This window comes from Synechococcus sp. CC9902 (assembly GCF_000012505.1).
Lineage (GTDB): Bacteria > Cyanobacteriota > Cyanobacteriia > PCC-6307 > Cyanobiaceae > Parasynechococcus.
Genome location: NC_007513.1, coordinates 2,129,679 through 2,146,842, shown reverse-complemented (window position 1 = coordinate 2,146,842; position 17,164 = coordinate 2,129,679). Strand labels below are relative to the sequence as shown.

21 protein-coding genes and 1 tRNA gene are annotated in these 17,164 nt (G+C 57.1%); 4 read left to right on the top strand and 18 right to left on the bottom strand.

Going from position 1 to position 17,164, the window contains the following annotated elements; genetic code table 11:
* Nucleotide 1 precedes the first annotated feature (1 nt).
* The 9 genes from SYNCC9902_RS11350 to speE all read right to left on the bottom strand — a co-directional run bounded on the left by SYNCC9902_RS11350 (nt 2) and on the right by speE (nt 9,530).
* Nucleotides 2-859 carry an NAD(P)-dependent oxidoreductase gene (locus tag SYNCC9902_RS11350; RefSeq protein WP_011360972.1) on the bottom strand — a complete coding sequence of 286 codons (858 nt, stop codon included), beginning with the start codon at nt 857-859 and terminating at the stop codon, nt 2-4.
* 49 nt (nt 860-908) lie between these two features.
* Nucleotides 909-1,526 carry a 7-carboxy-7-deazaguanine synthase QueE gene (locus SYNCC9902_RS11345; protein ID WP_011360971.1) on the bottom strand — a complete coding sequence of 206 codons (618 nt, stop codon included), beginning with the start codon at nt 1,524-1,526 and terminating at the stop codon, nt 909-911.
* Nucleotides 1,523-3,172, bottom strand: coding sequence for a CTP synthase (locus SYNCC9902_RS11340; RefSeq protein WP_011360970.1), 1,650 nt, complete (start codon nt 3,170-3,172; stop codon nt 1,523-1,525). The genes SYNCC9902_RS11345 and SYNCC9902_RS11340 overlap by 4 nt, the downstream gene beginning before the upstream one ends.
* Nucleotides 3,173-3,238: 66 nt before the next feature.
* Entirely contained in the window at nt 3,239-4,372 is a 1,134-nt protein-coding gene (locus SYNCC9902_RS11335) for an RpoD/SigA family RNA polymerase sigma factor (RefSeq protein WP_011360969.1), read from the bottom strand.
* Nucleotides 4,373-4,468: 96 nt separating this feature from the next.
* Nucleotides 4,469-6,301 (bottom strand): aspartate--tRNA ligase, encoded by a 1,833-nt coding sequence (aspS, locus tag SYNCC9902_RS11330; RefSeq protein ID WP_011360968.1) that lies wholly within the window; start codon nt 6,299-6,301, stop codon nt 4,469-4,471.
* A 49-nt stretch (nt 6,302-6,350) separates the two neighbouring features.
* Complete coding sequence (gene gcvT / locus SYNCC9902_RS11325; protein WP_011360967.1) at nt 6,351-7,448, bottom strand: glycine cleavage system aminomethyltransferase GcvT; 1,098 nt, start codon at nt 7,446-7,448, stop codon at nt 6,351-6,353.
* A 127-nt stretch (nt 7,449-7,575) separates the two neighbouring features.
* Complete coding sequence (locus SYNCC9902_RS12620; RefSeq protein ID WP_041425230.1) at nt 7,576-7,755, bottom strand: hypothetical protein; 180 nt, start codon at nt 7,753-7,755, stop codon at nt 7,576-7,578.
* Nucleotides 7,756-7,815: 60 nt separating this feature from the next.
* Entirely contained in the window at nt 7,816-8,679 is an 864-nt protein-coding gene (gene speB / locus SYNCC9902_RS11315; protein WP_011360965.1) for an agmatinase, read from the bottom strand.
* Between the two features lie 11 nt (nt 8,680-8,690).
* Entirely contained in the window at nt 8,691-9,530 is an 840-nt protein-coding gene (gene speE, locus SYNCC9902_RS11310; RefSeq protein WP_011360964.1) for a polyamine aminopropyltransferase, read from the bottom strand.
* Nucleotides 9,531-9,774: 244 nt separating this feature from the next.
* Between speE and SYNCC9902_RS12815 the strand changes: the two genes are divergently transcribed.
* The gene (locus SYNCC9902_RS12815) at nt 9,775-9,960 is read left to right on the top strand and encodes a hypothetical protein (protein WP_041425229.1); all 186 of its coding nucleotides are present in this window, start codon (nt 9,775-9,777) and stop codon (nt 9,958-9,960) included.
* 34 nt (nt 9,961-9,994) lie between these two features.
* Nucleotides 9,995-10,435: an alternative ribosome rescue aminoacyl-tRNA hydrolase ArfB gene (arfB, locus tag SYNCC9902_RS11300; protein WP_011360963.1), complete on the top strand. Its 441-nt coding sequence runs from the start codon at nt 9,995-9,997 to the stop codon at nt 10,433-10,435.
* Nucleotides 10,436-10,441: 6 nt separating this feature from the next.
* On the opposite strand, the gene mazG is transcribed toward arfB, so the two are convergent.
* Complete coding sequence (gene mazG, locus SYNCC9902_RS11295) at nt 10,442-11,254, bottom strand: nucleoside triphosphate pyrophosphohydrolase (protein WP_011360962.1); 813 nt, start codon at nt 11,252-11,254, stop codon at nt 10,442-10,444.
* 29 nt (nt 11,255-11,283) lie between these two features.
* Nucleotides 11,284-11,790, bottom strand: a complete 507-nt coding sequence (locus SYNCC9902_RS11290; RefSeq protein ID WP_011360961.1) for a metal-binding protein — start codon at nt 11,788-11,790, stop codon at nt 11,284-11,286.
* 71 nt (nt 11,791-11,861) lie between these two features.
* Between SYNCC9902_RS11290 and SYNCC9902_RS11285 the strand changes: the two genes are divergently transcribed.
* Nucleotides 11,862-11,933, top strand: a tRNA-Val gene (locus tag SYNCC9902_RS11285).
* Between the two features lie 76 nt (nt 11,934-12,009).
* Here the strand turns inward: SYNCC9902_RS11285 and SYNCC9902_RS12615 are convergent.
* The gene (locus SYNCC9902_RS12615) at nt 12,010-12,243 is read right to left on the bottom strand and encodes a hypothetical protein (RefSeq protein WP_041424958.1); all 234 of its coding nucleotides are present in this window, start codon (nt 12,241-12,243) and stop codon (nt 12,010-12,012) included.
* Nucleotides 12,244-12,784: 541 nt separating this feature from the next.
* Here SYNCC9902_RS12615 and SYNCC9902_RS11275 point away from each other — a divergent pair.
* Nucleotides 12,785-13,594 carry a class I SAM-dependent methyltransferase gene (locus SYNCC9902_RS11275; RefSeq protein ID WP_041425227.1) on the top strand — a complete coding sequence of 270 codons (810 nt, stop codon included), beginning with the start codon at nt 12,785-12,787 and terminating at the stop codon, nt 13,592-13,594.
* Nucleotides 13,595-13,840: 246 nt separating this feature from the next.
* Here SYNCC9902_RS11275 and SYNCC9902_RS11270 read toward each other — a convergent pair whose 3' ends face one another.
* The 6 genes from SYNCC9902_RS11270 to SYNCC9902_RS11245 all read right to left on the bottom strand — a co-directional run bounded on the left by SYNCC9902_RS11270 (nt 13,841) and on the right by SYNCC9902_RS11245 (nt 17,158).
* A complete protein-coding gene (locus SYNCC9902_RS11270; RefSeq protein ID WP_041425225.1) occupies nt 13,841-14,116 on the bottom strand; it encodes a hypothetical protein in 276 nt (91 codons plus the stop codon).
* Between the two features lie 285 nt (nt 14,117-14,401).
* The gene (locus tag SYNCC9902_RS11265; protein WP_156771131.1) at nt 14,402-14,584 is read right to left on the bottom strand and encodes a hypothetical protein; all 183 of its coding nucleotides are present in this window, start codon (nt 14,582-14,584) and stop codon (nt 14,402-14,404) included.
* 44 nt (nt 14,585-14,628) lie between these two features.
* Nucleotides 14,629-14,865, bottom strand: a complete 237-nt coding sequence (locus SYNCC9902_RS12205) for a chlorophyll a/b-binding protein (RefSeq protein WP_009788649.1) — start codon at nt 14,863-14,865, stop codon at nt 14,629-14,631.
* A 64-nt stretch (nt 14,866-14,929) separates the two neighbouring features.
* On the bottom strand, nt 14,930-15,667 hold the full coding sequence (locus SYNCC9902_RS11255; protein ID WP_011360957.1) for an MBL fold metallo-hydrolase: 738 nt from the start codon (nt 15,665-15,667) through the stop codon (nt 14,930-14,932).
* Nucleotides 15,664-16,068, bottom strand: a complete 405-nt coding sequence (locus tag SYNCC9902_RS11250) for a Fur family transcriptional regulator (protein ID WP_011360956.1) — start codon at nt 16,066-16,068, stop codon at nt 15,664-15,666. Before SYNCC9902_RS11250 ends, SYNCC9902_RS11255 begins: the two co-directional genes overlap by 4 nt.
* A 184-nt stretch (nt 16,069-16,252) precedes the next feature.
* Complete coding sequence (locus SYNCC9902_RS11245; protein ID WP_011360955.1) at nt 16,253-17,158, bottom strand: oxidoreductase; 906 nt, start codon at nt 17,156-17,158, stop codon at nt 16,253-16,255.
* Nucleotides 17,159-17,164 lie beyond the last annotated feature (6 nt).

Here is a 17,164-nt window from a genome sequence, read left to right as displayed (position 1 = left end):
CTTAGGTCGTGGCTTGTGTCAGCTCATGCAGGGCGCAGTAATCCTGTTGATCCAGTTGTGTCCCGTTGGCTTTGTGCAGGAGTTCTGCCAGTCCTTGCAGGCCAAGGTCTTGCACGCCTGCTTCGCTGGTTTCCTGCAGGAATAACTCGAGATCTTTGCGGAGTAGGGCGGTGCTGAAGTTGGGATCGTCGTAGTGACCTCCGAGCATGCGTTCGAGCTTTTTGTCGAATGTGGGTGCGTAAAGGGCTGAGGGTCGCAGGATCTCCATGAACGTCTCGACCGGTACACCTGCGTGCTGAATCAAACGGAGTGATAACGAAAAGCTGTGGGTGAGGCTTGCAATTAATTGGTTCAAGGCGATTTTGGTGGCCGCGCCGCTCCCCACGGGGCCCACCAGCTTGGGTTGTTGGCTGAGATGCATCAACAGGCTGAGCTGCTGCTCAAAGACGTCGGCATCGCCGCCGGCCATCACCAGTAGGGATCCGTTGAGGGCCTGGGGCTTGCTGCCGAGTACTGGTGCTTCGAGATAGGAGCCGTTTTGTCGCAGAACTTGTGTTGCGAGGGCTTTGCTTTCGCTCACACCCATCGTTCCCATCGGGATCACGGTGGTGTTGTGGAGTGCCCCAAGTTCAGCCACAACGTTTGCGGTCACTGGACCATCCCGCAACACCGTGATGACTGTGTCGCATGTGGTGGACACCTCGGAGAGATCTCCGATTTCTCTGGCCCCCAGCGCGAGCAGTGGTTGGATGCGTTCTCTAGTTCTGTTCCAAGCGTGCACGGTTGAGCCCTGGCTTAAACACCGTTGGGCGATGGCTTCCCCGAGGAGCCCAGTACCGAGAACCGCTACAGACTTCATGGTTCAAGCAAAGGGGAAGGTCTTGTGCGATGAACGTAATGGAGCTGGTTCAGCGGATTTGGAGAAACTTGTGGTTTTGAAGGCTCAGGCGCCAGCGGGGATGTTGTTTGACGTGGTGTATCGCTAGTTCTTGGGCCGTTTCGCTGTCCCAAACCGGCTGCACAAGCAGATGGGCTGCCGTGGATGTGTCGTTTGCCATGGCGTGGGCAAAGCTCACATCGTCGGTGTCTAGAACCACAACTTTCAATTCATCGCAGCGTGATAGCAACGCCTGTTGCGGTGGGTGATGGCGCTTTGGCGACAGGGTGACCCAATCGAAACGACCACTCAGTTGATCCACGCCACTGGTTTCGAGATGGATTGGCAACCCACAGCTGCGATCCAGGGCATCCGTTAACGGTTGAAGATTGTGATGAAGGGGCTCGCCCCCGGTGATCACCACAAATGCTGCTCCGGCGTCTTTGGCTTGCGTTGCTTGGACGGCGAGAGCGTCGACATCTTGTTTGGCATGGTTGGCCATCGGCCAGGAATGCTTGGTGTCGCACCAAGTGCAGCCCACATTGCAGCCCGCTAAGCGAATAAAAAAGGCACTACGACCGTAGTGATGGCCTTCTCCCTGGAGGGAATGGAAGGTTTCCACCACGGGGATGGACCTTGCATCACTCATGGAGTAGTGACTTCTCCTTGGTTACGGATCGCCTGGGCGGGTGAATCGGGTAACCGTTGTTGAGCGGCTTCGATCAGGCCACGGAACAGGGGATGGGGACGACCGGGCCGCGACAAAAATTCTGGGTGGTACTGGCAGGCAGTGAAGAAGGGATGCCCCTTCAGTTCGATCAACTCCACAAGCCGACCATCGGGGGAGGTGCCACTCACCACGTAGCCCGCTTCAAGGAACAGGCTCCGGTAGGCATTGTTGAACTCAAAACGATGGCGGTGGCGCTCATACACCACCTGTTCGCCATAGAGCCGATCCGCCAGGGTGTCCGGGGCTATCCGACAGGGGTAAACCCCGAGTCGCATGGTGCCGCCGAGGTCGACAACATCCTGCTGCTCGGGCAGGAGATGAATCACCGGATGTGGCGTGCCGGGGTCGAGCTCTTCACTGGTGGCTTCGGGAAGCCCAGCTTGATTGCGTGCCCACTCGATCACGGCCGTCTGCATGCCGAGGCAGAGGCCAAGGAAGGGCACGCGTTGTTCGCGGGCCCAGCGAATCGCTGCAATTTTCCCGTCCACGCCCCGGTTGCCAAAGCCCCCCGGCACCACCACAGCATCCATGCCTCGCAGGAGCGCGTCCGCACCTTCGGTTTCGATCTGTTCGGCACACACCCAATGCAAATCGAGGGAGGCATCTTGGGCAATGCAGGCGTGGCGAAGCGCCTCGACAACAGATAGGTAGGCGTCGTTGAGTTGGACGTACTTGCCGACGAGCGCGACTTTGACGGATGGCCCTGGATTGCGCAGGTTGTGCACCAACTGCGACCAGGCCGTCATGTCGCTTTCATGATCCGTGAGCTGAAGTACATCCAGGACTTCGCGGCATAGCCCCCCTTCTTCAAGGGTTAGGGGCACTGCGTAGATGGTGTCTGCATCAAGGGAGGGGATCACGGCCCGGTTTGGCACGCCGCAGAAGCCGCCAATTTTGCGTTTGAGATCTTCACTGATTTCACGATCACTGCGGCACACCAGCACGTCGGGTTGGATACCGATGGAACGCAACTCCTTCACGGAATGTTGGGTGGGCTTTGTTTTGAGCTCGCCTGAGGTGCCGATAAATGGCAGGAGGGTCACGTGGATGTAGGCGAGATCTTGGCGGCCAACATCGCCTCGGAATTCACGGATGGCCTCGAGGAAGGGCAACGACTCAATGTCGCCAACGGTGCCGCCAATTTCTGTGATCACAACATCGGCGCCGCTATTCGCGGCCACGCGATGGATCCTTTCGCGGATTTCTCCCGTGATGTGTGGGATCACCTGCACCGTGCCGCCGTTGTAAGCACCACGTCGCTCCTTGTTGATCACCGATTGATAGATCGAACCGGTGGTCACGCTGTTGAGCCGTGACATGGCGGTGTCGGTGAAGCGCTCGTAGTGACCCAGGTCAAGGTCGGTTTCAGCGCCATCCTCCGTGACAAATACCTCTCCATGCTGGAAGGGGCTCATCGTTCCTGGATCCACGTTCAGGTAAGGGTCCAGCTTCAGGATCGAGACGTTGTAGCCCCGCGACTTCAGCAGTCGGCCGAGGCTGGCGGCCACGATCCCCTTGCCGATGCTTGAGACGACACCACCGGTGATGAAGACGAACTTGGCCATGACCTGACGGGCGATTTTTCAAATTACTTGGCGTTGGCGACCTGCACCATCGCAATGGACACGTTTTTAGGAATCCAAACCTTGGATGTAGTCCCGAATTTTGCTGCGTTTTTGGGGTTGGCGCAGCTTGAGTAAGGCACGGGTTTCGATCTGACGCACCCGTTCCCGCGACAGCTTCAGTTCCTCTCCGATTTGCGCCAGGGTTTGTGGAGTGTCGTCCTCGAGACCAAACCGTCGCCGGAGCACCGAGGCTTCTCGGGGGGTGAGTTCATCGAGAAGACCTTCAAGGTCGTTATGGAGTTCGTCGTGGGTCAAGGTTTCTTCAGGTGTGGCCTTGCCGTCTTCGATCAGATCCCCGAGCTGCGTGTCTTGATCTTTGCCAACGCGGCTATCCAGTGACACCGAGCGGGGGACACGCTCCAGGGTTTGTCGCACCGTGTCTTCACTGATGCCCAGTTCGCGGGCTAAATCGGCAATGGAGGCGATTCGCCCTTCGTTGCTTGCGATCTCCTGCTGAACCCGTTTGATCCGGTTGAGCTTCTCTGTGACATGCACAGGGAGACGAATGGTGCGGCTTTGGGTGGCAATCGCCCGAGTCATGCCTTGGCGGATCCACCAGTAGGCATAGGTGCTGAAGCGGAAGCCCCGGGTGGGATCGAATTTTTCGACAGCGCGTTCGAGACCCAGGGTTCCTTCCTGCACCAGGTCAAGGATTTCCATCCCCCGCTGCTGGTACTTCTTGGCCACAGCCACCACAAGCCTGAGGTTGGCCTGGATCATGTGGTCCTTCGCCCGTCGTCCGTTGCGCAGGCTCAGCTTGAGTTCTTTGGCGTCAATGGCGGCTTTTTCAGCCCAAGCCTCGTAGCCCGCATCGATGCGGTTTTGCAGCTCCTGGAGGGTTAATGCTGCGGCGCGGGCCCACTCTTGTTTGGTGGGCCAATGACTGTGGTGATTGGCTTCGCGGCGTTGGAGCTCCTCCAAGCGATGCAGTTCACCAATGGCCTGATTGGTGTCGGACAGCTCGCGCTGCTGTTTTAAAAGCGTCTCGCGTCGCTGTACAAGCCGAGCCAGCGTGACTTCCTCCTCGCTGGTGAGCAGGTCAACGCGGCCAATGTCTTGCAGATACAGCCGCAACAGATCCGCCGTCCCGCTGGAGCGGCGACTACGGGTTTCCCCAGTCCGTCGGGGTAAGCGCGGCAAAGGCTGAACGCGAAAGTTCTCCCTTCAGGGTTCCTCGTTGTTCAGGTTGGTGGGCAAAAGTGCTGATTCCCTTCGGGATCTGCTTAAGGCTTGTGCTCAGTTTTCATCCTCGGCGGGATCCACCCAGGTGCTCGACACATGGAGCTCCTGCAGCTGTTTTTCGGCAACGCTGCTGGGGGCGTCGGTCATCAGGCAGCGGGCTTGTTGGGTTTTCGGGAATGCAATGGTGTCGCGGATCGAATCTTCTCCGGCCAGCAACATCACCATCCGGTCCACACCAAAGGCAAGGCCACCGTGGGGGGGAGCGCCCATATCGAGCGCGTTAATCAAGAAGCCAAATTGCGCTTGGGCTTCTTCCAGGGGTAATCCCACGGTTTGCAGCACTTGGCGTTGTAGGGCGGAGTCGTGGATGCGTAGGGAGCCGCCGCCGAGCTCAAGACCGTTCAACACAAGGTCGTAGGCCTGCGCTCTTGCTTTGGGGAGGGTCGTTGCCCATTGCGCTGGATCACTGCCCAGGTCGTCGGTGTTGGGGGCGCAGAACGGATGGTGCAGGGCTTCATATCGGTTTTCATCGCTGTTGAACTCGAACATTGGAAAGTCAACGACCCAGAGGAAGTTCCAGGCGTCGTTTTGCCGGTCGGGTTTCACCAGGTTGAGTTCCTTTGCCAGGTACTGCCGCACCCGGTCGAGCGCTTTGTTCACGATGGCGGTTTCGCCAGCTCCAAACAGCAAGAGGGTGCCCGGGGTCGCGCCGGTTCGCTTCAACAATTCGGCTTTCTGTTCGTCCGACAAGTTGTCCTTAATCGCACCAATGGTGTCGATTTCGCCGCCGTCGCGGACACGAATAAAGGCCAAGCCCCCCGCACCAGCAGCTTGCGCTTCGCTGAAGACATCCCCACCAGGTTTGATCCGAACGTTCGACAGGGCATCGTTGCCTCCAGGGACGGCGATGACTTTCACCGATCCGCCGGACTTCACGGCTCCACTAAAGACTTTGAAGCCCATGTCCTGGACGATGTCGGACACCGTCACCAACTCCATGCCGTAGCGCGTATCCGGACGGTCGGTTCCATACCGCTCCATGGCGTCGTGCCAGGTCATGCGTGGGAAGGGACGGGGAAGTTCGATCCCTTTCACCGACTTCCAGATCGCACAGATCAGATCTTCATTGAGTTGGAGGATCTGTTCCTCACCCATGAAGCTCATTTCGATATCCAGCTGGGTGAATTCCGGCTGGCGATCGGCGCGTAGGTCTTCATCTCGGAAGCATCGAGCCACTTGGTAATAGCGCTCAATGCCTCCCACCATCAGAAGCTGTTTAAAGAGTTGCGGCGATTGGGGTAAAGCAAACCAATCCCCGCCACAGACGCGGCTCGGGAGCACATAGTCGCGGGCACCTTCAGGGGTGGAGCGGGTCAGTACCGGCGTTTCCACTTCGATGAAGCCCTCGTCTTCAAGAAAGCGCCGGGCGGCCTGAATGGTGCGGGCCCGAAGTCGCAGGTTGTCGTTCATGCGCTTGCGGCGCAGATCGAGATAGCGATGACGGAGGCGGAGTTCTTCGCGGGTGTTTTCTTCGTCGTGGACCGACACGGGAAAGGGCAAATTCCCGGTCACCTTGTTGAGCACGACAATCTCGCTGGCCAGCACCTCCACGGCCCCGGTGGCGAGTTTGTCGTTGAGCGATTCAGCGGGTCGGGCTCGCACCTTTCCATGCACCTGCAGCACGGTTTCGCTGCGCAGGTGTTCGGCCACAGCGAAGGCTTCGGCACCCAGATCCGGATCAACGGTGATTTGAACGGTGCCGCTGCGGTCTCGCAGGTCGATGAAAATCACACCACCGTGATCCCGTCGACGATCCACCCAGCCACAAAGCTGAACAACCGCATCAATGCTGTCTTTGCGCAGGTCGCCGCAACCGTTGCTGCGCATGGAATGTCTCAGCTAATGAGAAGCGAGTTTCCCATAGCCCCGGTTCTGGTTACGGGCGTTTGTAGAAGGGACGCCGAACAACCGTGGCGGGTTGGGCTTTGCCTCGGATCTCGACGCTCAAGTTGGTACCCAGTTTGGCCAGGGCGGTTGGGATGGAAGCCAAGGCGATCGGCTCCTCCAGCGTGGGAGACCAGGTTCCGCTCGTCACCACGCCAACCGGCTCGCCGTTGTGAAGCACTGGGTAGTCGTGACGCGCGATGGCGCGTCCTTCCAATTTGAGGCCGACGAGCCGTTTGTTTGGACCCGTCTCTGCAGCCCTTTCCAGGGCTTGACGACCAATGAAGTCGGCCGGCATTTCTAGATGTACGAGCCAGCCCAAGCCCGCTTCGAAGGGGTTGGTGTCGGCGTTCATGTCTTGCCCATAGAGGTGCATGGCGGCCTCGAGACGCAGGGTGTCACGGGCGCCAAGACCACAGGGAGCGACACCTTTCTCGAGGAGTTGGCTCCAGAGAAGTTGACCATCTTCTGCCGTGAGCAGGAGCTCGGCGCCATCTTCACCCGTGTAGCCCGTGCGGGCGGTGAAGACGGAATTGCTCAGGCCTTGAATTTGGAGGTCTCGATGGCCAAAGCGGGGCAAGCCGCTGAGATCCTCTCCACTGAGTTGTTCGAGCAGGGGAATGGCTTGGGGGCCTTGGAGCGCCAGTAAAACGCCATTGTTTTTGATATCGGTCACGGTGAGGCCCGCCGGTTCCATGCGTTCGCGAATCCAGGCGGTGTCGCTGTCTGCGCAGGCAGCGTTAATCACCAGCACGAGGGCGCCTCGTTTTTCGTCGATGGCGCCGAGGTCGTAAATGATCAAGTCGTCTCGAATGCCGCCCTGGTCGTTGAGCAAAACGGTGTAACAGGCTTCGCCGGGCCCGATTCGATGCAGGTCGCTGGGCACCAGTTGTTGCAGGGTGTCTTTGGGGTTGGCCCCCTCAAGTCGCAGCACTCCCATGTGGGAGATGTCGAACATGCCCACGCTGTTGCGTACGGCTTTGTGTTCCTGAATTAGGCCACTGAATTGCACCGGCATCTCCCAGCCAGCGAAGGGCACCATTCGGCCACCTCCAGTGCGGCAGAGCTCATAGAGAGGCGTACGCAGCATGGCTTTGGCCGAGGGGGTGGCGAGGCGCAATCTTATGGAGTGCTTCGGCTGGTTGAAGCGAAACCGGAGATCTCCTGTAGTTCATGGTCCATTTCTGGGACCGTCCTTAGCCTTGAAGCTCTCTAATTCATTCTCTTTTTGGCCAACAGGCTTTGCTGCCGTTCTTGCCAGCACTGCTCAGCAGTTGCAGCAGGTGGGTGGTGTCGGCTGCGGCAATTGGAAGTGAATGCAGAAGTCGCCGATCTTGTGGTGTGTCATCACTGGACGGCGCGGGCTCCACAGCTGCCCCGTTTGCACGCGTTGCCATCGGACGATGTGGAGTGCCAGCTGGAGCTAGATCGCGCTTTGGCTTAGCCACTTTTTTGGCTTAGCCATTGCCGAGGAGCAGCAGCAAGCTACGCGTCACTTTTGCGGCGAGAACAGCACTCACACCGCTGCTATCGAGCTGTGGTGCGAGTTCAACAACATCTGCGCCCACTAGCCGATGCTCTTGGAGCAGGCTGATGAGATTGGCGAAATCAGGCCAAAAAAATCCTCCTGGTTCAGGGGTGCCTGTACCCGGCAAAACGGCAGGATCAAACCAGTCCAGATCAACGGTGACGTAGATCGGGCGCCCCTTGTGGGGTGCAAGGCCTTCGCGCAAAGCATCCACTGTTGGCATCAGACGGCCACTGCTGTGGAGTTCTTGGAATTCCGCTTTCGTTCCACTACGGATGGCGAGTTGGAAGAGGTCGCCACTGGGCAGGATCTCGAGGCAGCGGCGCATGGCACAGGCATGGCTGTGATGGCTGCCTAACCACTCATGGCGCAGATCAGCGTGGGCATCGAGTTGCACGAGAACCAGATCAGGATGCTGCTGCGCTACGGCAGCCACGGCTCCGGAGCTGATGGAGTGTTCACCGCCGAGCATCAACGGTTTCAGGCCGAGCTCAAGAATCGCTTGGGTGGCCTGTTGCACCTTGGCGATGACCGGTTCAGGGGCGCCGAAGGGGATCTCGACAGCCCCGAGATCGACGAAGGAGAGATCTTCGAGATCCCGATCCAATTGCGGGCAGTATGTCTCTAGTCCACTGCTGACGTCTCGAATTGCGGCGGGTCCAAACCGGGTGCCCGGTCGGAACGATGTGGTGCCGTCGTAGGGCACGCCGAAAAGTCCCACACGACAGTGCTCGGGGGTCCGTTGCGACCCCATATAGATCGCACCATCGGCGTCAAACAAATTGGTGTTCATGAGGTTGGTGATCAGCTCAGCTCCCGTGCGATGAAGGCTGGGATGGCTTCAAAGGCTCCCCGTTGCCAGCGCGGACTCCAGATGTGGCAACCATCGGCGATCGCAGCGGCTCGGTTCGTGTTGGGTTGGCGGTAGCGAGGTTGGTCCATGGCCGCGAACGTCCAGCTCCACCAGCCGCTTGGGTACATCGGTACCCATCCGTAGAGGGGATCAGCGTGGTCGAACACGTCCTTTAAAAGCTTCACCATGGCGAGGTGCACCTCTTGAAAGGCTTCTGGAGATTCACTTTGTGTCGCGAAAATCCCGCCAGGGCGAAGGATGCGGCGACAGTGTTCAAAAAATGATCGATTGAATAATCCCTCCGCTGGGCCTGCCGGGTCCGATCCATCCACAAGCACCACGTCGTAGCTGTTGTCGGCCGCGGCGGCGGCCCAAGCGATTCCATCCCCCACCGTGAGTCGGAGACGCGGATCGGTCCAGGCGGATCCACCGATGCTGGGGAGGTACTCGCGGCTTAACTCCACAACTCGGCCATCGATTTCCACGAGGTCGAGGTGTTCGACGCCTTGGTGGCGGAGGCATTCACGGGCGGTACCCCCATCACCGCCGCCGATGACGAGCACGCGCGCCACGCTGGTGGCTCCACACAGGGCGGGATGAACCAGGGATTCGTGATAGTGCCTCTCTTGCCGTTCCGCCGTCATCCAGCAGCCGTCGAGCAAGAGCCCACGGCCGTAGCGCTCACTTCGGATCACAGTGATTCGCTGAAAAGGGCTGGTTTCCTCCACCAGCACCTCGCCGATAAGGCCATAGCGGACGCCCCGATGGTGTTCATCAATCCAGCCACTCATGCCGTGCTGTGCTGCGTCCCTTCAGCTTGGGACCCCAAGGGTTGCGCACAAGGCGCTACAGATAGTGTGCAAGGCGTTGACGATGACCAGATCTAGTGCTTGACTGACGGCGGGAATGGAGTTGCTGTGGAAGAGGGCAACTCCGGAGCCCGTTTTTTGTGAGACCCGATCATCCAGGCTGCGCTGAGGGTCGGTCAAAACAACGCTATAGAAGTTGAATTCGTTCACGCCAGCAGCGTCGTCAATGCTTGATTTGCTTCCTCCTGTGTATCTCGTTGCGCTAGGGCTTGGCGTGGCCGCGGTTTTTGTTGTTTTGTTTTACTCATTCACCAGTAACTCAAACTATGAAAGTCAGATGCGTCGGCAACAATTAGCTGAGCGACGGGCAAGGCAAGTAGCGGCAGAAACGCAATCTTCGACAGACGATTAAATGTTTCTTTTGGCTGCTGTAGAGATCGGCGTGGATGGCATTTGAACAAGAGCTAGTGATTAATGCAAGGCTCAGAATTTCAGCATCTGAGTTGTCTTGGAAGTTCTCTCGTTCGTCTGGTGCTGGCGGGCAAAATGTCAACAAAGTTGAAACTGCCGTCGTTCTCTCTTGGGATCTCGAGCAATCAGAATGTTTAGGGCCTTTTCGTCGCCAACGCTTATTAGAGCTCTATGGCTCGAGGCTCATTGATGGTTGTTTGCGCGTGTGTGTTTCCGACGAGCGTTCTCAATATCAAAATCGTCAGATTGCGCTGAAGCGCTTGGCAGATTTGATTCGAGAAGGGATCAAGCCCCCGCCACCAGCACGAAAGGCCACCCGGCCTGGGCGAGGGGCTGTGAAGCGCAGGCTTGAAAGCAAGAAACAGCGTGGCGATCTCAAACGGCAACGCCGTAACAGATCATCGATCGACGAATGATTGGGATCAGGCTTGTTCTGCGCGGATGTCGGCTTTGGCTTGTTGCCAGAGCGCTTCAAGTTCATCGATGCTCTGCCCTTGCAGATTGCCGTGCAGGGCCGCTTCGACCCTTGAAAACCGATCGAGGAAGCGTCGGTTGGTGCCGGCAAGACCTTCTTCAGGCGCGATCCCACACCAACGGGCCACGTTCACCAAGGTGAAGAGCAAATCTCCCAGCTCCTCTTGGGCATGGGATTGGTCACCGCTGATCACGGCTTCCTTCAGTTCATCGAGTTCCTCATGCACCTTGGCCCACACCCCGGCCATGTCGTCCCACTCGAAGCCAGCTTTCGCCGCTTTTTTCGAGATGGTCATCGCTCCCGCGAGGGCAGGCATCCCCCGTACTTTTGCGGTCAGTGCATCGCTGAGAGGACTCGCTGAAGGCGCCTGTTCTCCGCGTTCGGCGGCTTTGATCGCTTCCCAGGTTTCTTTCACAGCGGCGCTATCGCTGGCGACCGCATCGCTAAACACATGCGGATGGCGACGGATCAATTTTGCGTTGATGCCGTCCGCCACGTCGCTCAGAGCGAAGCGGTTTCCCTCCTTGGCGATTTGGGCATGGAGCACCACCTGCAGCAAGAGGTCTCCCAGTTCTTCTTTGAGGTGAGCGTCGTCGCCATGGCGAATGGCGTCTGCAACTTCGTGGGCTTCCTCTAAGACGTAGGGCACCAAGGATGCATGGGTTTGTTCAAGGTCCCACGGGCATCCCCCATCGGGTTCGCGGAGGCGTGCCACCACTTTAATGAGTTCTTGTAAGGCGTCGGTGCTGGAGGAAGGCATGGTCGAGCTTCAGAACCAGGCTCACCCTCTCATCGCCGTCGCCTGAACCCTCGCCTGATCCGTTGAATGGCATGCCATTCGGTGGGGAGTGGATCCCCGTCTTGGATGAGATGCAGCCAAACGCTTCCCTCCAGACCTACGGCTACAGCGATTGCTTGATCTGGGTTGCTCGTGCTCCAGAGGTTGAGGGCTCGCCACAACTGATCGATCGTGATCTGGGGCATCACTCCGCACAACACGCTGGCCCAGAGGAACAACAGCATCAGCCGCAGGCTTGTTCCAATCAGTGGTCCGTGGGAGAGCAGGGATCGATGGGGGATGAGGCGTCGGTAGGGCCACCAGATGAATTGCAAGGGGCCCCAACGTTGGAGGGCTCGACAGCGGGTATCGAGATCGGGGGAGAGCCACAGCCCACCGAAGCTGAAGGCAGCAGCAGCAATCAGGCCTGAGTGCCAGTTCAACAGCAGAGCAGTGCCTAGTCCAACAGGCAGGCTCACGAGTGCAGTGGCGCGGTCGTGTTCGCGGCCTTGGGCCAAGGGTTGTTGGTTCGGGGTGGGTTATGCCCCAGCTGGTCACAGCGGACAGCAGTCAGGCAGAATGAAATGACGGGCGATTAGCTCAGCGGTAGAGCACCTCCCTTACAAGGAGATTGTCACTGGTTCGATCCCAGTATCGCCCATTTCAAAAGTTCGATTGCAGTCCCTATGGGGCCGCAGACGTGCTGCTTAAGGCAGTGGTTTCCCTCTGCTGAGGTTTCAAAGCACGCCGTTTCCACTGTCGGAGGTTTTGCTTGAGAGGGCAATGCGCCTTAACACCGATGGCAAAGGAGCCGTACTGGGCAAAAGTATGGGCATCGAAATCGGAGGAGCCCATGACGGCCGAAACTCCACCTGAGCAAGCACTAGAAGCACGCTGACTTTTCTGGCCCCTGCTCCAACTTTCAACCCATCCGTGAACCGTTCGTCTGGCGCGACAAAGCAGAGCGTCAACCCAGTCGAGTTTCCTCCGCATCGTTGAGGTGCCCTTGAAGGAAACGAGGTTTCACACCTGGTAGCAATGGCCCCAGGGTTTGCCACCAAGCCAGTCGCTTCGCTCTTCTTCTTCTTTCAGTTCACTTTCTTTCAGTTCACTGTTGTTCGATTAAGCCATTAACGCTTCACGAAACCAGCTTCACTGAACAGTGGGTAGCGACATGAACAAACGAGCGAGATAGGCCGTCTCTTCCATCCTGGAGGGGCGGCCTAATAAGTCAAGATTCTGCAGTCCTCCAGCTCTTAGTACTTCGCTAAGAACCGGAGGATTGTTGTATTTCAGTGGATTGGTTTCAGGCAGTGGGCAGTGGTTGTGGGGCTGTAAATAAGAATTCAGATGCTTGAAATTATGTATAGCCAATGCAGTTAACATTGTTTTGATCATTTAAAGCCATTTATGGGGAGGTAAAATATTTTGTGAATGAGACGTCTTTGGCCTGGTTGCAATTTTACGACCTTGCTGAGGCTAATATGAAAGGCATCTTGCATCTTTGTTTAATTGGCGTATAAAGTTCCGGATTCTGCGCCTATTGAGCATAAGGCGATTTGTGACCTGGCTAACAAAGGACTTTCTCCGCAAGAATTATTTCGTGCAGCATATACTTTTTATCGCCTAGCCTTAGAAGAAGAGGCTGCAAATGATGGGCGTTCGATAGTTGAGTCTGGTCTGTTTAGGGGAATGAGCTTGTACCCACAGGCATTGGCCTCTCAAGTGATGCCAAAGATACAAGGCACTTACGAGAAAGAAGTACAGGATTTTTTGATAGAGCATTCAGAAGCTTTTGAGCGGTTCCTGGATGTCGGCTGTGCAGAAGGCTTTTACTTGTCTGGTATCGCGAGTTGGAAGGGAATTCCTTGTTACGGTATTGATATTGATCCAGTATCAGAAAAGGCAGTTGAGTATGTAGCTGCAGCCAATAAATTAGAAAATCTTATTTCATTTTCAAGCAGCCTCTCCTCTGCTGAGGACTTTATTTCCGGTAAATTGCTCTGCTTAGTCGATGTCGACGGCTCCGAATTTGATGTGCTTGGTTCTCTCAATTTAGCCTTTGACCAATCTTCTTCTTTGGAAAGTGTTTTGCTGCTAGTTGAAAGTGACGATCAACAGTTGGGTCGCCAGAACACTCCCGAATTGATTTCTGGATTGGTACGGTCAGGATGGTCTATCGAGTCAATGATCAAGCAGAAACCATCGAATCGTTTTGTGGATTCAAGGTCAGAACTTTCGTTCTTAGAGCAAGTAGTGATCGGTGCAGAGGGAAGGCCTGGCCGTCAATGCTGGATAGCAGCAAGTAAGCAATTTAGATAATCAAAATCATATGTCTTAAGTCAATTCTCAAATATGTGCTTTTGGCTGGTTGATTTATGAGTTGTCTATTTGCTTGGCAGGCTAAGAGGCTTGGCCGCTTGGGCCTATTATTTTGCTTGAATCTCTTCTGGTTAAGTATTAGAGAGGGGCTTTTGGAGGAGTAAAAGACTATTGACTTATGCGACTAGTCGTGGAGTTGAGAGTTGCTCTGAGTCCGAGAGGGGCGGCCTCCCCTTTTCACAGCCTCTAAGCGTTCGCAGCTTCTGCCAGTACTTGCAAGGCTTCAAGGGTCGCGAGTTTGTGCTGCGCTTGGGTGAGCATGACCCGACCGTGGGGAGCGCATTCCGCCACAAGGGCTGCACCTTCTGATGCTTCTGCTTGCACCCGTTCAACACAGCGATTCAGGCGGCCTTTGGGATCGTCCTGCAACATTGTGGTTGCAGCAGCATGGTGCTGGCCGACGACGCTTTCCAGCACCCGATTGAAGGCATGCTTGATTCGGTCATCGTTGGGTCTTGTCATGGGGCCATGGATGCTGCCGAGGTGTCCATACCTTGGACCCATGTGTTGGGTGAGTCGCTATCTAGCGCAGTCTTTTCTTATGGATCTTGATGGCGGAGGGTTTTAGAGCACAGGCAAGGGCATGGAACGGCTGGTGATGCCCCTCAAGAATGAGGCTGCCCATGGGGTGCGCGTGAGCTAGGTCGAGTTTCATGGCTGGAAATCAATGCAGGCGACATCACTCTGCTGTCAATTAATTTCCTCGGGCTTTGAATGATGTGACACCCCTTTTTGGGGACAACTAAATCAGCTATGGGCCTTTGCTGACAGGGTGACTTTGGGTCTCAGCTTCTGAGGTGGTGTTTGGCTGGGATGTTTGTGGCTCACCATGCCGTTCTCGTGGGTCATGGCCGCTTCTCCACGGGGTAAACAGAAAAAAATTGCCGGCGACAAGGCCGGCAGTGACAACGACAGCAGCGATTTGCTCAAGCCTCTCGATCAACATCTAGCGACCATGAAGAGGCGAGGCTTCTTCAGAAGCAGAACGGCAAGTATTGGGTGCGGCATGCGGCGTAGCCATCAACCAAAGCCCCGAGGCCAATTTGGTGAGCAATTCCAGCACCGGTGAGCCCTTCGGTCACAATGCCGATCACGATGCCGAGCATGGCAGCCCTGCCGTTAAAGAGCTCAACACGCTTGAGTTGCTCCATGTGGATGTCGCGAGCTGCAGCGCTTTGGAACCACGTATCGCTTGCTTGGCTTGGCTTCATGGTGTGATCGATCTGTTGTAACGAATTGTAAACCCATTTCTGGTGATTCCCCCTCTCGCGATATTTAGCCCTTAAGCACAAGCCGCTCTCCCGGCGTTGGATCAATCCATTGGCTGCTGTCTGGCAGCGTCGCTCCGGTGCTGGCGACAGACCCTTGCATTTGCAGAAGTCCAGTGAGGGCACCGCTGAAGCGCACGTCTCCGCCGGATGTGCTCGCTAGCACGGTGGAAGGCTGGAAGCGCTCCACCAGCTGTGGCACCACGCTGCACCCTTTTACGAAGGCGCCAAGAGCTGGTAGTCCCAAATCCACCATGGGTGTGATCACGGCATCGAGGGGTTGGGGAGGTAGGGCAGGATCCAAAAAGCCGTGGGGTTCCAGGTAGAGGCATCCCGATGCATGCTCGAGCAGATATCCGTTTTCCACCGTTGGCACAGGAGCGCCAGCGGTTGCACGAACCGTGAGTCCCTTGTGGGTTGTGCATTCACCGGGTTTCAGGGCTTGAACGGTTTCAAAGCCCATCTTTTTCACCACTTGTGTTGCTGCGACCGATCCAATCACCGGCAGGGTGCGCGGCAAAAGATCAAGGCTTTCGGGATGGGCGTGATCGGCGAGCCCTTGGGTGAGGAGCAGGAGGTCGAGATGGTCGGGGGCTGGCCGTTGCTCAGGCAGTTCACCTTTCAGCATCCAACCGCCTGGGGGGAAACTGAGGCTTCCCTGCAGCCATGGATCCACAAGCACCCGAAGGTCATCGAATTCCAGGAGCCAGCCGTTTGCGCCGAAATAAGTGGTGGCCAGTGTCATTGCGAGGAATGCTGCCGGGTGCGGCAAGCGCTACAGAGTCCAAAGAATTCAAGCGTGTGAAACAGAAGATCGAAGTCTCCTCGGCTGTCTTTGGGCACTTCGATGTCGTGGATTGGGCAGTGATCCAGCGCTTTGGTGACGCCGCAATCAACGCAGGTGAGATGGTGTCGGTCCCGTTCGACAGGGGCATAGAGGGCTTCACCGTTGGGTAGGTGTCGGCATCGCACCAAACCCCGTTGATGCAATTGGCGGAGATTGCGATACACCGTCGCGAGCCCCATGGTGTGGTCTTCGTTCAAGCTCCGGTGCAGCTGTTGGCCACTCATTTCATCGTGGCTCGCCTGCAGCGCCTGTAGGAGCACCTGCTGGCGAGCGTTGGTGGAAGGGGAGGGAGCAGTCATGGAGTTACGTGGCTACCAACCAACGGGTAGGGGTTGGGCGCCAACAAGTGCCAGGTCAGAATCATCGCGCTGATCCACCGATTCCGACGACGTTGGTTTGGCAAAAGCCGATCACGTGGGGTCGGCCGACCGCTTAAGCCGTCCCATGGCAAAGGGTGCAAGGCATTGCCGGTTCTCAACGGAATCAGGCACGAATGAGCTGATCGCTCAGGTCCCATAATCTTTGTCGCTTGCTTGGATCCAAGGCTGTTGGTGCGATCCGGCATTGACCCGGTGAACCGCGCAGGCCGCCAAGTTGGGAAGGCCCGTAATGCTCACCGCTTTGTGCGCTCGCAGCTGTGGCGGCATGGAGTTGAGGTAACGCCCCCATGCCTGCACTTTGGAAGAGCGGATCCATCAACCGGTAGGCCATTGCTTCCCAACGGTTGCCACCACTGGCGAGGGCTGCCGGTTGCAAATTGGTGCGTGCGATGCCGGGGTGCGCCGCGAGGGATTTCACCGAGCTGTTCTCGCTTTGAAGACGGTTGTGCAGCTCAAGAGCAAACATCACGTTGGCCAACTTGCTTTGGCCGTAGGCGCCGTAGCGGTCGTAGCCCTTGGCCCAGCTCAAGTCGTCCCAGCGGATGGCCCCGAAGTATTGGGCGCCGGAGGTGACACTCACGACCCGGGCATCTGTTTGAGATGCCATCAGTGGCAATAAGCCCTGCGTTAAGGCCATATGGCCCAAATGGTTGACGGCAAATTGCAGCTCATGGCCTTGGGGGCTTAATTGGCGTGGCGGTGCCATCACGCCGGCGTTGTTGAGCAGCAGATCAAGATGGCCGTATTGATCACTCAGAACGTCAATGGCCCGCTCAACGGAGCGCAGGTCGGCGAGATCCATCTCCAACAGATCAAGACCAGTCAGGCCTTCGTCAAGCAATTGACGACGAGCTGCTTCGCCTCGGCTTTTGCTTCGACAAGCCATGACCACCGTCGCGCCTTTTTGTGCGAGGGCGCGGGTGGTCTCTAGTCCGAGGCCAATATTGGCTCCGGTCACTACGGCAATGCGGCCCTCCTGGGAGGGCATGTCGTCAACCGTCCATCCCATAGGGCG

What these genes read in the sequence shown, in the direction of transcription:
- SYNCC9902_RS11350 (WP_011360972.1), bottom strand. Translation starts at nt 859, where the DNA reads ATGAAGTCTGTAGCGGTTCTCGGTACTGGGCTCCTCGGGGAAGCCATC.
- SYNCC9902_RS11345 (WP_011360971.1), bottom strand. Translation starts at nt 1,526, where the DNA reads ATGAGTGATGCAAGGTCCATCCCCGTGGTGGAAACCTTCCATTCCCTC.
- SYNCC9902_RS11340 (WP_011360970.1), bottom strand. Translation starts at nt 3,172, where the DNA reads ATGGCCAAGTTCGTCTTCATCACCGGTGGTGTCGTCTCAAGCATCGGC.
- aspS (WP_011360968.1), bottom strand. Translation starts at nt 6,301, where the DNA reads ATGCGCAGCAACGGTTGCGGCGACCTGCGCAAAGACAGCATTGATGCG.
- gcvT (WP_011360967.1), bottom strand. Translation starts at nt 7,448, where the DNA reads ATGCTGCGTACGCCTCTCTATGAGCTCTGCCGCACTGGAGGTGGCCGA.
- SYNCC9902_RS12620 (WP_041425230.1), bottom strand. Translation starts at nt 7,755, where the DNA reads ATGGCAACGCGTGCAAACGGGGCAGCTGTGGAGCCCGCGCCGTCCAGT.
- speB (WP_011360965.1), bottom strand. Translation starts at nt 8,679, where the DNA reads ATGAACACCAATTTGTTTGACGCCGATGGTGCGATCTATATGGGGTCG.
- speE (WP_011360964.1), bottom strand. Translation starts at nt 9,530, where the DNA reads ATGAGTGGCTGGATTGATGAACACCATCGGGGCGTCCGCTATGGCCTT.
- SYNCC9902_RS12815 (WP_041425229.1), top strand. Translation starts at nt 9,775, where the DNA reads ATGCTTGATTTGCTTCCTCCTGTGTATCTCGTTGCGCTAGGGCTTGGC.
- arfB (WP_011360963.1), top strand. Translation starts at nt 9,995, where the DNA reads ATGGCATTTGAACAAGAGCTAGTGATTAATGCAAGGCTCAGAATTTCA.
- mazG (WP_011360962.1), bottom strand. Translation starts at nt 11,254, where the DNA reads ATGCCTTCCTCCAGCACCGACGCCTTACAAGAACTCATTAAAGTGGTG.
- SYNCC9902_RS11270 (WP_041425225.1), bottom strand. Translation starts at nt 14,116, where the DNA reads ATGACAAGACCCAACGATGACCGAATCAAGCATGCCTTCAATCGGGTG.
- SYNCC9902_RS12205 (WP_009788649.1), bottom strand. Translation starts at nt 14,865, where the DNA reads ATGAAGCCAAGCCAAGCAAGCGATACGTGGTTCCAAAGCGCTGCAGCT.
- SYNCC9902_RS11255 (WP_011360957.1), bottom strand. Translation starts at nt 15,667, where the DNA reads ATGACACTGGCCACCACTTATTTCGGCGCAAACGGCTGGCTCCTGGAA.
- SYNCC9902_RS11250 (WP_011360956.1), bottom strand. Translation starts at nt 16,068, where the DNA reads ATGACTGCTCCCTCCCCTTCCACCAACGCTCGCCAGCAGGTGCTCCTA.
- SYNCC9902_RS11245 (WP_011360955.1), bottom strand. Translation starts at nt 17,158, where the DNA reads ATGGGATGGACGGTTGACGACATGCCCTCCCAGGAGGGCCGCATTGCC.